This is a genomic window from Pseudoduganella sp. S-14, assembly GCF_049913285.1.
Taxonomy (GTDB): Bacteria; Pseudomonadota; Gammaproteobacteria; order Burkholderiales; family Burkholderiaceae_D; genus Rugamonas.
The window spans coordinates 1695287-1708362 of record NZ_CP183991.1 but is presented as its reverse complement, the minus strand read 5'-3'; the positions used below and the strand labels follow the sequence as shown (position 1 = coordinate 1708362).

Sequence of the window (13076 nt, the reverse complement as noted above, 5' to 3'; positions counted from 1 at the left end):
TTTACATGCCGGCCGGTGGGCGCGGCAGGTCGCGGCCCTGCGTGCCCCAGCCGGCCGTATCTGGCTGCGCTGCAAGCGTGAACGACAGGGTGCCGGCTTCCTGCAGCTGTTCCCAATCGAGCCACACACGCGACAGCGGTCGCCCGCCCCACCGCACCGACTGCACGAAGCGGCGCTCGCCCGGCCTCGCTTGCGGCGCTTCAATGCGCAGGATTCGCCCTTGCGGCAGGTCGATCTCGGCGCGCGCAAAACGCGGCGCGTGCAGCAGGAAACGGCCGCTGCCCGGCGCATCCGGATACAGGCCCAAGGCACTGAACAGGTACCAGGCCGACATCGTGCCCAGGTCGTCGTTGCCGGTGACGCCTCCGGGGCCGTTGCCGAACAGGGTTTCCGCCGCGCGCAGCACGGTGGTGGTCTTCCACGGCTGCCCCATCAGAGTGTACATCCATGGCGTGTGCAGGTCCGGCTCGTTATTGGGGTTATAGCGGAACTGGCTGTAGTAGCTGTAGGCGCCCACTACCCACGACTTGCGCACGGCCGCCGGATCGGCCAGCACGGCGTCGTAATCGAAGAACTGGTCGAGACGCTGCAAGGCCTTGGCGCGCCCGCCCATGGCCGCTGCCAGGCCCGGCACGTCCTGCGGCACCAGCCACTGGTATTGCCAGGCGGTGCCTTCGTGGAAGCCGCGCTCGGCGCGCGGGTCATTGCTGCCGTTCAAGTCGGTGAACCAGCTGCCATCCAGCGTGCGCGGACGCGGGAAGCCGCGCTGCCCGGTCGGTGCGTCGACAACCGACGGATCCCAAATCTTGCGCCAGTTGAGGGCGCGCTGTTCGAGCAGCTTTGCATCCTTGCCTTGGCCAAGCGCCCTGGCCATGATCGCCAGCGCGCTGTCGGCCAGCGCATATTCCAGCGTCGCCGATGCGCCATGGTGCGGATCGATGTCCATGCCCTTGGCGACAAAGCCGCGGTCATACTGGACGAAGCCCTGGCTCAGGTAGTTCGGATTGCCGGCGCGGCCCTCGGCGCGGATGCGCGACGGCGGCACGCCAAAGGCGTTTTCGCGCAATGCGGCATAGGCTTCGCGCTCGCGGCCTTGCAATGCCCCAAAGCGCCACAGGTCGACCAGGAACGGCGTGACCGGGTCGCCGGTCATCACATTGCTGTCGAAATTGGCGTAGCCCCAGCGCGGCAACCAGCCGCCCTGCTCGCGGATCTTCAGTACGGAATTGGCGATGTCGCGCGAGCGCTGAGGACGCAGCAAGGCAAGCAGCTGGTTCTGCGCACGGTAGGTGTCCCACAGCGAGAAGAACTCGTAGTAGGTCCAGTCCCTGGCGCTATGCAGGGCATCGTCATAGCCGCGATAGCGGCCATCGGCATCGCTTCCGGTCAGCGGTTGCAGCAACGCATGGTACAGGGCAGTGTAGAACACGGTGCGGTCGTCGTAGCTGCCGCCTTCGATGCGTACGGTGCCCAGTTCCTTCTGCCACGCCGCCTGCGCCTGCGCCCGCATTGCGTCGAACGTGAGCGGCTTGCCGCCGGCCATGCCTTCTGCCTTCAAGTTGATGCGTGCGCCTTCCGCGTCAACGTGGGAAATCGCGCTGACCGCCGTCACGGCTTGACCGTTCCTGAGGTCGAAAGTCAGCCACACACCATGCGGACGGCTGTCCCCTTGCTGGCTTGGTCCCTTCACGCCCTGCCAGCCGCCGCGGTCGTCCCAGATGCCGCTGGCCACGAAGGGCTGGTCGAACACGATGCGAAACCAGGTGGTGTACTGGGCGCCGCCGCAGAAACTCCTGGTGACGATCTTGCCTTCGACGCTGCGCTCGTCCAGTACGCGCACTTCGCTGCCGACCACGGAATGGCGCTCGTTGGCCTGGCCCAGGTTGAGCAGCACGTGGCCGCTGGCAGTACCGGGGGCAAAGGTATAACGTTCTGCGGCGGCACGGGTCAGCGCTGTGGCCTCGGCGGTAATGCCGCCATAGCTAGTGAGCTGCACCTTGTAGTAGCCTGCCTGGCCAACTTCGCCTTCGTGGCTGTAGTTGGCGGCATAGCGCTTGTAATCGAAGCTTTCCGCCTTTTTGGTGTCGAAATCGCCGCCGGGGCCGATGCTGCCGGTGACCGGCAGTACCGAAAGCTGGCCGCCCTGCTCCCAGCAGCCGGCACCGGACAGGAAGGAATGGCCAAAGCCGCGAATGCGCGCATCGCTATAGTGCCAGCCGGCGTAATGTTCGCCGGTCGGGCTGACCTGGATCATGCCGAAGGGTGCGGAGGCGCCGGGAAAGGTATTGCCTTCATCCTGGGTACCGATGAAGGTGTTGACCGGCATGTCGGCCGGCGCTGCAGCCAGCGGCAGCGCGCATGCCGCCAGCAGGAGCTTGCCAAGGGTAAAGCGGATTGCTTTCATTTCGGTGCCTCTCCTTCAAGCAATTCGAACAACTGCTGCATTGCTGCGGGCGGCGGCGGGGTCGCACCGGACTGCAGGCAGGCCGCGGAACCTGCCGCCAGCGCCGCGTGCAGGTGCGACTGCAGCGAACGGCCCGGATGGCGTGCGAGGCTGTGCAGCAGGCCGGCCACGCTGGCATCGCCGGCGCCGACCGTGTCGACCACCGAGACCGTCGGCGCGCGCGCGTCGGCACGCTGCTCGCCATGAAACAGGCTCGCGCCCTGGCCGCCGCGGGTCAGCAGGCAGAACGCGGAAGGCGCGGCGACGCGCAGCTGCTGCAGCGCTGCATCCAGCGCAACGCCGGGGAACAGGCCGCGCAGATCGTCGTCGGAAACCTTGATCAGGTCGGCCAGTTCGGCCATGCTGCGCAGGGTTGGCGCGTAGCGGTCATCCATCAGGTTGCGGTAGTTCGGGTCATAGCTGATGGCCACGCCCTGCTCTTTCAGCTTCTCGGCCAGCGCGACCAGGTTCGATGCCAGCGGCTCGCGCGCCAGGCTGATGCCGCCGAAATGCGCCCAGCGCAAATCGCGCGACCAGTATTCAGGCAGCGCCTCCGGATCGAAATGCAGGTCGGCGCTATCGTCGCCAATGAAGAAGTAGCTCGGCGGCTCGCCCTGCTCCACGATCGCCAGCAGCGGCGAACGTTCAACCCGCTGCAGCAGGCGCAGGTCCAGGCCTACGGCTTCGCTGGCGCTCCACAAGGCGTCGCCGAAACGATCGCAGCTGATAGCACCGGCAAAGGCGGTGCGCTCGCCCAGCACTGCCAGGGCGCGCGCCACATTCCACACCGAGCCGCCAACGCGGCTGACCCAGCGCTCGTCGCCCTGGTAAATCATGTCGGTCAGCGCCTCGCCAGCGCACAGCATCACTGGCGCGTCATGCATGATCGTCCGCTCCCAAAGCCGCCACGATGTCATAGCAGGCGCCCATGGTGTGGTAATCGACCTTGCCGGCCGGGCTCTTTTCGTCGCTCAGCTTGCGGTTGTCACCGGACAGGATACGGTACCAGGCGCCATGCTCGTGATCGACGAAGTGGCTCCAGCTATAGGCCCACAGTCGCTGGTACCAGTCCCAGTACCCGTCTTTGCCGGTGCGCTTGGCCAGCATGGCGGCAGCCGCCGTGCTTTCGGCCTGCACCCAGAAATACTTGTGGGGATCGCACACGGTCAGGTCAGGCGCCAGCGAGTAAGCCAGGCCGCCATGCACGGCATCCCATCCCTTGCTTACCGCGGTCTGGAACAGGCGTTCCGCGGTTGGCAGCAGCCAGCCCAGGTCCTTGCCCAGCACACTGCCGCGCGCTTCCAGCTGCAGCAGCAGCTTGGCCCATTCGGTGAAGTGGCCCGGCTGGTAGCCCCACGGGCGGAACAGGTTTTCCGGATCGTCGATATTGAAGCGCCAGTCCGGCTGCCAGTTCGCATCGTAGTGCTCCCAGATCAAGCCACCGCAACGGGCGGCCTGGCGCTGCGTGATGTTGCAGGCGACGGTGTAGGCACGTTCCAGGTAGCGCAGCTCCCCGGTGGCCCGGTGCGCCGCCAGCAGCGCTTCGCAAGCATGCATGTTCGCGTTCTGGCCGCGATAGCTCGACAGCACGCTCCAGTCGCGGCTCGCTTCGTCGGCGTACAAGCCGTCTTGCTGGTTCCAGAAACGCTTTTCCATCAGCTCGAAGGTTTCGCCGATCCAGCCGCGCGCCTCTGCCAGGCCGGCCATGGTGGCGTGCGAATAAGCCAGCAGCACGAAAGCCTGGCCATAGGCGTGCTGGGTGCCGTCCTCGACCTCACGGCCATCCAGCATCCAGGCGTAGCCGCTGCCGGTCGGGTCGCGGTGCACCTCGCGCAGGAAGCGCAGCGCATGGCGTGCGCCCTCCAGGTAGGCCGGATCGTGGAAATGGCGATAAGCCATGGAATAGGTGAACACGAAGCGCGTGCTGCTGACCAGGTGGCGGTGCGCGGCGTCGTAGACGCTGCCATCATCCTTGAAGTAGTGATACAGGCCGCCGGCAGGGTCGATAGCACGCGGGTGATAGAAGCGCATGGTGTGGCGCGCGTGATCGAGCAGGACGTCCGGGTTGCGGAAATTCGGGAGTTTGTTCATGTTTGGCCTGGTGTGGACGCTAGTCGTCGCAACTGCTTTCGCGCACGATCAATTCGACTGGCATGGTTATCTGAAAGGAGTCTTCTTCTGGTCTCTGGAGCAGTAATTCGATGCCCGCCCGCCCCAGGTCCTCCTTGTCGACGTGGACGGTGCTGAGCGGGGGGATGGCAGCGGCAGCGCTGCTGATATCGTCGAAGCCGACAATGGCAATGTCATGCGGGATCTTCATGCCCTCGTTCAGGCAATGCTTCATGGCGACCAACGCGGTGCTGTCGTTGTAGCAGAACAGGGCATCAGGCCGCTTGGGAAGACTGAGCAGGCTGCGCATGGCTTCCACCACCGCTTCATCGCCCTCCCCCATGGTAGGGACGATGACTTCCAGCTCCGGGTCGGCAAACACCTTGGCATCGAACAGCGCCTGGCGAAAGCCGCGGTTGCGCTGCTGAATGCTGTAGTGGGCCAGGGAGCCGGACATCATGGCGATGCGCTTGCGGCCGCAGCGCAGCAGGTGCTGCGTGGCGAGATAACCGCCGCGTACATTGTCCGGGTTGACCGAAGTGAAGCCGCGGCGGTGCATGTCCACCAGCACGATAGGCTTGCCGGACTGCTGCAGGGCAGCCAGCACTTCCGGTTCGAAAAATCCCGCGCACAGGATGGCGTCTGGCTGGTGCACGCGGATCAGGCCCTGCACCGGTTCGGCCGGCCCTACTGCAATGAAGGAAAGGGCAATGCCCTCGCGCCGGCAAGCCGCTTCCGCGCCATGCAGGACCGGCGAATAGAACTGGCTCGATGCCAGCGTGTTGTGCTGGCTGTGCAGGAGGAAGGCGATGCGGCGGATGCGCGCTTTCTTGAGCTGTCCAAAGTCGTAGCCCATTTTCTCCGCGGCCTGGCGCACCTGGTTGCGGGTGACTTCGGTCATGCCGGCCTGGTTCTTCAGTGCGCGCGAGACCGTGCCGATCGACAGCCCGGTAGCTTCGGCGATGTCGCGCAACGTGACCTGGCTCACGACTGCACCCTTGGGCAAGGAATCAAGTGCATGAAGAGTCTCCAATGTTCAGTTTATTAAACGCCTATTCTGGCGCTTTCCAGCGTCGGGCGGAAATGCCTTTTCTCGCTCCAGTTATAGGTAAGTTTTATATCAGCCGCCTTTTGCAGGCGTCAACAAAAGTAGCCGGAAGCTGTCATCTTTAGCCAGTTTTAGTAAACATGCAGCTCATCGGCCAATGAACGCAGGCGCAGCGCCGTGCGCAGCGTCGCCAGGCCGGCACTCGACGCAATGTGCAGGTCCACGGCTTCCCCGGGCAGCAGCGTCATCGCGTTGTCCGCAATCCTTGCATCGGTGTCGCCGAAGTCGATCCACACTGCGCGGGCAAACTTCGTCGCGCGCAGCTCGAGCCTGGCGCCACTGCCATCCCGGCGCAATTCCGTGCGCAGGCCGGGATCGGGCCAGCGCATGTCCCTTGCGGCCTTGAAGTACACCACGCGGCGCGAGGCCGGCTCTCCCTCCGACTGCAAATCGAATACCGCGACCGTCGACGCCGGATCGGCATTTCCAAGCAACTCGGCGTCGCTATAGTTGACCAACTGCGACGCCGACAGCGGCGCGAGTTCCACCGGCTTGCGTTCGTCACGCAGCAGCTTGCCGTCCAGCGTCATCAGGCGCAGCCGCAGCTCGCCCCGCACCTGGTGCGTGCGGTCGTTGAGCAGGGTGACGCTCGTCCTGGCGCCAGCCTCCCGCAACGCCGCCACCGCCACGGGCGCGTAGAAGCGGCGCGCATGGAAGTGCAGCGCTTTCCAGCGTCCGAACCAGTCCACGCTCGACCACGAGGCTCCCGGCCAGACGTCATTGAGTTGCCAGTACAGCGATCCCATTGTGTATGGCCGGCTGGCGCGATGGTGCAACGCTGCAAGCTCGATGCCTTCCGCCTGCGCCACCTGGCTTAAGTAGACAAAACTGGAGAAGTCTTTCGGGTCGCCGAACTCGAAATTCACGTACTTCATCAGGCGTTCATTGCCCTTCCCGGCCATGAATTTCTGGTGCGCCTCGATGAGCGGCGTGGCGATGCCTTGCTCGCCACGGCTGGCGAATGCGTCGATCGTCCGCTGTACCGGCCACGCCTGCAGGCCGTATTCGGACATGAAGCGCGGCGTGATCTCCAGGTACTTCGACGGCGGATACGCCGGATTGCCCCACACTTCCCAGTAATGCATGTCGCCGCTGGCCGGCGTGTTGGCAACTTCGGCCAGGTCGTCGCTGGGCGAGCTGGCCCAATAGGAAATCCCGCCCCCCTCTTCCGCCACGACCTTGCGCAGGTCGGTTCCGAAAAGCTGCACGTAGCCATTCCACACCTTGCCGGCAAACTCCGCATCGGCTTCCATCATTGCCTTGCCCGGCCCCCAGTACTTCCAGGCGATTTCTTCCTCGTTATTGCCGCACCACAGGACAAGGCTCGGATGGTTGCGCAGGCGCCGAACATTGTCACGCGCTTCCGCGATCACATTGGCGCGGAAGGCGTCGTCGTAGGCCGGCTGCATGCCACCGCCGAACATGAAGTCCTGCCATACCAGCAGGCCAAGTTCGTCCGCGAGGTCGAAGAAATCGTCGCTCTCATAATAGCCGCCGCCCCAGCTGCGCAGGAAGTTCATGTTGGCGTCGCGCGCCGATTGCAGCACCCGGCGCAACTGCGCCTTGCCCACGCGCGGCTGGAACATGTCGAACGGGATACTGTTCGCACCTTTGGCGAACACCGGAACGCCGTTCACCTCGAAATAGAAACTCCTGCCCTTGTCGTCCGCTTCACGGCGCAGCGCGACGCTGCGCAAACCGGTGCGGGCGCGGGCCCTGGCAGCAACCGCCTTGCCGTCGCCGATTTCCAGCTCAAAACGGTACAGCGGCTGCGCCCCATATCCGTTGGGGAACCAGCGTTGCGGGCGGTCGATGCGCACGGGAAGTTCGATGCGGTTGTCGCCAGCGCGCAGCTCGACGCGCCGCAGCGCTGCCAGCGAGCGCTTGCCGTCCGGCGCGACCTGCCACAGGCGCAAATCGAAAGCGCCATCGCGCACCGCTTCGGCCAGCACGACGGCAGCAATGTCGGCGCGCGCCTGGCCCACGCGGTCCTGCCGCAGGTGCAGATTATCAATGCGCACTGCATCCCAACTCTCCAGCACAACCGGTTTCCAGATGCCGGCGCTGACGTAGCGCGGCCCCCAATCCCATCCATAGTGATAACCCGGCTTGCGGGCGAAATTGGCTGTCATCGCGTCTGCTGGCTCGTCGCCATAGGGCGAGGGATAGTTTCCGGCCAGCTTGCGCGGCATCGCCCGCACGGCCGGCAGCAAGCGGCTGATCGGCGAACGCAATACGATGCGCAATTCGTTGCCCTTCGCGCGCAGCTTATCCTGCACCGGAATACGCCAGGTGCGGAAGGCATTGTCGGCCTCGAACAAATTCTCTCCGTTCAGCCAAACCTCGGCGAAGGTATCCAAGCCTTCGAATACCAGGTCGCTGCGTTTCGCCCTGCGCGGTGCATCGAAACGGGTGCGGTATTCCCAGTCCGCCAGGCCAATCCATTGCAAGCCGGCTTCCGGCGCGCCAACGTAGGGATCGGGGATCAGCTTGTTCGCAAGCAGGTCGGTATGCACGGTGCCGGGCACTTTCGCCGCATGCCAGGGCAAGGCTTCGGGATGCGCAGCCAGCTGCGCGTTGCCGGGCATGAGGCGGAAGGTCCAACCGCCATCGATTACGATGCGCCCCGGCGTGGCGGCCGTCGCCACAGCGGCGACCACGGTAAGGCAAAGGCCCAGCATCAGGGCCACCAGGGAACGCCAGTACAGGTGGGTGCTCATGGCGTGGCCGCCTTCCAGTGGCGCTCAATCCAATCCTGGTGGGCCGGCATCGCGTCGACCGCATTGGCTAGCATCGCCCGCATGCTTTCGACCACGTCAACCAGCTTTTCTTCGGGCATGTCGTCGACGATCGGATGATAAGCTTGCGGCATGATGCGCTGGCCCAGCATCACCTGCACCCAGCTTGGCAAGGCGAAGAAGTCCTCGCCGTTGCGGAAATAGCGGCCATCGCAGCGGAACAAGTCGACCGTCTCGCTCAGGCTGTCCGGGACAGGCATGGTGCGGCAGTAGTCCCAGAACGGCGAGTCGTTGCGTTCGGTGGCGTTGTAGTGCAGGATCAGGAAATCGCGCACCCGCTCATATTCGAACGCCGATTCGCGGTTGAAGCGCTCCGCCAGCAAGGGGTGGAAGTCGCGCTTGGGGAAAAGCCCCAGAAGGCGGGTAATGCCCGATTGCGCCAGGTAGATGCTGGTGGATTCGAGCGGTTCGAGAAAACCGCTGGCCAGCCCCAGCGCCACCACATTCCTGTTCCAGAATTTCTTGCGCATGCCGGTAGTGAAGCGCAGCGCACGCGGCTCGGCCAGCGCCTTGCCGTCCAGGTTCGCCAGCAAGGTCGCAGCCGCTTCGTCATCGCCGATATGCCGGCTCGAATATACATAGCCATTGCCGGTGCGATGCTGCAGCGGGATGCGCCATTGCCATCCTGCCGTACGGGCAGTGGAGCGCGTGTACGGCGCGATCGGCGCCCCGCCTTCGCAAGGCACGGCCACGGCGCGGTCGCATGGCAGCCAGTGCGACCAGTCCACATAGCCGGTTTTCAGCGTCTGCTCGATCAGTAGGCCGCGGAAGCCGGAACAATCGATGAACAATTCCCCATCGACCACCTGGCCGCTTTCCAGCGTCACCGATTCTATAAAACCGTCGTCGGCGCGCTGCTTGACGCAAACGATCTTGCCTTCGATGCGCTGCACTCCGCGCTGCTCGCCCAGCTCGCGCAGGAAGCGAGCGTACAGGCTGGCGTCGAAATGGTAGGCATAGGCGATGTCGGCCAGCGGCGAGCCCGGAGCTGCATGGCGATCGCCGGGCGCGAACTTGCCTTGCGGCGCCATCACGGTTTGCGGCGAGTATTCTCCAATGGGCGCCGCGCGCCCGGACTGGAACAGTTTCAGCCAGAACTGGTGGAAAGGCAGCGGCCCGACCGAGCAGCCTATGGTGCCGAAGCCATGGATATAGCTGTCGCCGATGCGGCTCCAGTCCTTGAATTCAATACCGAGCTTGATCGTGCCCTGGGTGCGCTTCATGAACTCGGCTTCATCGATGCCGAGCATCTGGCCATTGAACAGCCGGATATGCGGAACGCTCGCCTCGCCTACGCCGACGATGCCGATTTCCTCGGACTCGACCAGGCGCACCAAGGCTCCCTTGCCCAGGTAGGTGGCCAGGGCTGCCGCGGCCATCCAGCCCGCACTGCCTCCGCCGACGATGGTGATCTTGCTGATTCGGTTGTGCTGGTTCATGGCAGGCCCAAAACAGGAAAAAACCTCCCCAGCCGCGCGGCATGGGGAGGAAGGAGGGATGCATCAGAACTTGTAGTTCAGGCCAAAGTAGGCAATACGCCCGGCATAACCGTTGGAGTAGAAGCGGTCCCTGGTGTCGTTACCCAAGTGGGAACGCGTCTCTTCCCTGGTCAGGTTCAGCACCGAGGCGGTCAGGCTCAACTCCCTGGTGATGTTGTAGGCCACGTTCAGGTCGACCTGGTAGTACGGCTCTTGATACTCGTTCAAGCCGTTGACCAGGCCATCGACCACTTCGCCGCGGCGGTTGTACGACGCACGCGCCAGGAACCTGTCGGTCTCGTAGAACACGGTCAGGTTCATCTGGTTCCTGGCGCTGCCGACCAGCGGGGACTTGCCGATCCTGGTGCCATCTTCCATTGTGATGTCGGCCTGGTTGGTCTTGTTGTACGTGTAGTTGAACTGGAAGCCCAGACCCATGTCCAGCGTATGCTGGGCGTACAGCTCAACGCCTTTCGAGACGCCGTCGCGGCCGCCGGCGCTGGTCGAGTAGCGCTGCACAGTCACGTTCTGGCCGCCTACGTTCAGGGTCACGTCGCGCACGACCGGAACCGCAAAGTTACTGACGTTCTTGCGGAACAAGTCGATGCCGAGCACCGAGCCGCGATGGAAATACCACTCCAGGCCCAGGTCGAACTGCTTGGCCTTGTAGGGCTCAAGCTGCTTGTTGCTGCCTTCGCCGAACCAGCCTTGCTGGTCGCCGCCGCCGATCAGGCGACGGTCGTTGACGTACTCCTGGCTGTAATAGCGCAGGGCGCCGGGCGAAGCGATGTCGTTGTAGCTTGGACGCGAGATGACCTTCGAGGCCGCCGCACGCAGCAGCAGGTTCGAGGTCAGGTCATAGGCCAGGTTAAAGCTTGGCAGCACGTCGTTGTAGGTACGGTCGAGCGAGCTGACCACGAACGACGAATTACGGGCGATGCTGTCCGGCAGGCGGGTAAAGCCGCTGGTGCAGCCGGAACCGGCGGGCGCGCCGGCAGCCGGCAAGCCACCGGCCTGGCAAGGTGCCGGGCTGCCATTGGCGCCGTTGAAGAAGTAGTCCTTGTAGCTTTCCACCTGGTCGGTCGAATCGGCATGCTGCCGGGTGCGCACCAGGCGCACGCCGACGTTGCCGCGCAGGCGATCGGCCTTCACATTGGCCTGCAGATATGCCGAAGAGATCTTTTCGTCCACGTTGTAGACGAAGTTATCTTCGTTACGCGTCTGCATCTGGCCATAGTTCTGGTTCAGGAAGGAGATATAGGCCGGGTAGTCAATCGCCGGGAATGCGCTGGCATTGATGCCGCCTGCCAGGTTGCCCAGGGACTGGCCGTACAGGAACTGCGGCTGGAACTTGTTCGCGGTGGAATCGCAGCCTGCCTGGTAGCGCATGTCGTAATCCTTTGGATCCGCGCCCTTGCAAACCCAGTAGTTGTTGCCGGTGGCGCGATGAGTGCCGCCCTTGCGGTACTTGGCGCCGAACTGCAGCGAATCGAGCCAGTTGCTGTCGGCATGCCAGGTCATGTCGGCCTGGGCGTACTTCTGCTGGGTGCTGTTTTTCGTCCACGAGGACGAGGTGGAACCGAGGTCGATTTCACCGATGCCCTTGGCCAGGTTGGCCATCAGCTCCGGCGAGAACACCATGGCCGGCGTACCGACCGTGTTCCAGGAGCTGGCGTAGTTGCCGAGGGTCCAGCTGCCGTCAGCATTCTGCACGCGCGGCTTGATCGGCATCGTCATCTGCATTTGCGGTCCACCGTTAGCCCATGTACGGCCGAACTTGAAAATGCCGTCTATCGACTTGCCGCGCCATTCGGCTTCAAAGTCGGCGGTCTGCGACAGCGACTTCTCGTGGTTGTAGCTGCCGGTGATTTGCGGCGTCGGGATGGTGCAATCGTCCGGTCCCCAGCCGCCAGGCTGCTGACCGGCCGCCGCCGCTTGCGCCTCGCTGCAGTAGTAGGCTTTTCCGGGATGGACACTGTACTGCGCACCGGTCACCAGGGTGCCGCTGCGGTCGAAAGTCAGGCCATCCAGCATGCGGCCGCCCGGCCAGTTGCCGTCGCCGCTGTAGCGGGCCAGGTTCCACTCCGGCACCTTCAGGATATTGGTCTGCGAATTCTGCTTCAGGTCGAAACGGAAGTAATTGGCGGTCAGGGTGAGGTTGCGGACCGGCTTGAACTGCAGCGTCATCTGGCCGCCCTTGCGTTCACGCTCCTCGTTCTTGACGCTCAGGTTGACCGAAGTCGGCATCATGAAGTTGGTGTAGTACTTGCCGCCCTGGTCGTAGAAGCCAGACTGGCCCCACCAGTAAGAGCTCAGGTCTGAAGGCTTGCCATTGACGTCGGTGGCAGGGTGGGCGTCGTAATCGTCGCCATACCATTGCCAGTTCTCAGTGCTGGCGCCCATGGTGCGGGTAGTGCGCTTCTGGCTGGTCAGGCCGACCAGGATGCCGAAGCGGTTGTCCTCATCGTGCCAGGCGTACTGGCCGGAGAACTGGCCGTCGGTCTTCTTGCTTGTATCGGCCCAAGTGCCCTCGGCGGAAACGAAGCCGGAACCGGACTTCACTTCCAGCGGACGGCGGGTATGCAGGATCACGGTACCGCCAACGCCGCCTTCATCGATGCGCGCTTCCGGGGTCTTGAACAGTTCCGCGCTGGACAGCATATTCGATGGCAGCAGCGTGTAGTTGAACGAACGCGATGGATCGCCATTCGATTCGGCAGTGGCGATATAGTTGCCGTTCAACTGGGTCAGGGTCAATTCCGACGACAGGCCGCGCACGCTGACGTTCTTGCCCTCGCCGCCGCTGCGGGTCACCACCACGCCCGGCACGCGCTGCAGCGCGTCGGCCACGTTCTTGTCCGGGAATTTGCCGATATCTTCGGCGGTGATCACTTCAACGATCGAATTGGCGTCTCGCTTCTGGTCAAGGCTCTTCTCGATCGCATAGCGGTAACCGGTAACGACCACGGTATTCGGGTCGGCCTTTTGCTCGGACGCCTGCCCGGTGGACGCGGTTTGCGCCTGGGCGCTTGCAAGGGAAAGCAGTGCCACGCTCACCGCCATGGCGATGGGCGTCGCGCGGCAGCCGTGCTGCCGTGATGCGAGATGGGTTCTGAACGTCATGCGGGTCTCCTGGTTAT

Annotated in this window: 7 protein-coding genes; all 7 read right to left on the bottom strand. The window is 63.9% G+C overall.

The window, feature by feature from the left end:
• Window position 1: 1 nt before the first annotated feature.
• The 7 genes from ACN9MZ_RS07885 to ACN9MZ_RS07855 all read right to left on the bottom strand — a co-directional run bounded on the left by ACN9MZ_RS07885 (window position 2) and on the right by ACN9MZ_RS07855 (window position 13059).
• A complete protein-coding gene (locus ACN9MZ_RS07885) occupies window positions 2–2404 on the bottom strand; it encodes a GH92 family glycosyl hydrolase (protein WP_426341648.1) in 2403 nt (800 codons plus the stop codon).
• Window positions 2401–3327, bottom strand: coding sequence for a carbohydrate kinase family protein (locus ACN9MZ_RS07880; protein ID WP_426341647.1), 927 nt, complete (start codon window positions 3325–3327; stop codon window positions 2401–2403). Before ACN9MZ_RS07880 ends, ACN9MZ_RS07885 begins: the two co-directional genes overlap by 4 nt.
• Window positions 3320–4534, bottom strand: a complete 1215-nt coding sequence (locus tag ACN9MZ_RS07875) for an AGE family epimerase/isomerase (RefSeq protein WP_426341646.1) — start codon at window positions 4532–4534, stop codon at window positions 3320–3322. The genes ACN9MZ_RS07880 and ACN9MZ_RS07875 overlap by 8 nt, the downstream gene beginning before the upstream one ends.
• A gap of 19 nt (window positions 4535–4553) precedes the next feature.
• Window positions 4554–5540, bottom strand: a complete 987-nt coding sequence (locus ACN9MZ_RS07870; RefSeq protein WP_426341645.1) for a LacI family DNA-binding transcriptional regulator — start codon at window positions 5538–5540, stop codon at window positions 4554–4556.
• 191 nt (window positions 5541–5731) lie between these two features.
• The gene (locus ACN9MZ_RS07865; RefSeq protein ID WP_426341644.1) at window positions 5732–8380 is read right to left on the bottom strand and encodes a beta-mannosidase; all 2649 of its coding nucleotides are present in this window, start codon (window positions 8378–8380) and stop codon (window positions 5732–5734) included.
• Complete coding sequence (locus tag ACN9MZ_RS07860; protein ID WP_426341643.1) at window positions 8377–9897, bottom strand: tryptophan halogenase family protein; 1521 nt, start codon at window positions 9895–9897, stop codon at window positions 8377–8379. Before ACN9MZ_RS07860 ends, ACN9MZ_RS07865 begins: the two co-directional genes overlap by 4 nt.
• Window positions 9898–9960: 63 nt before the next feature.
• A complete protein-coding gene (locus tag ACN9MZ_RS07855; RefSeq protein ID WP_426341642.1) occupies window positions 9961–13059 on the bottom strand; it encodes a TonB-dependent receptor in 3099 nt (1032 codons plus the stop codon).
• Window positions 13060–13076 lie beyond the last annotated feature (17 nt).

Bases quoted from the DNA above. Each gene is read 5' to 3' on its own strand.
- ACN9MZ_RS07885 (WP_426341648.1), bottom strand. From the start codon at position 2,404: ATGAAAGCAATCCGCTTTACCCTTGGCAAGCTCCTGCTGGCGGCATGC.
- ACN9MZ_RS07855 (WP_426341642.1), bottom strand. From the start codon at position 13,059: ATGACGTTCAGAACCCATCTCGCATCACGGCAGCACGGCTGCCGCGCG.
- ACN9MZ_RS07865 (WP_426341644.1), bottom strand. From the start codon at position 8,380: ATGAGCACCCACCTGTACTGGCGTTCCCTGGTGGCCCTGATGCTGGGC.
- ACN9MZ_RS07860 (WP_426341643.1), bottom strand. From the start codon at position 9,897: ATGAACCAGCACAACCGAATCAGCAAGATCACCATCGTCGGCGGAGGC.
- ACN9MZ_RS07875 (WP_426341646.1), bottom strand. From the start codon at position 4,534: ATGAACAAACTCCCGAATTTCCGCAACCCGGACGTCCTGCTCGATCAC.
- ACN9MZ_RS07880 (WP_426341647.1), bottom strand. From the start codon at position 3,327: ATGCATGACGCGCCAGTGATGCTGTGCGCTGGCGAGGCGCTGACCGAC.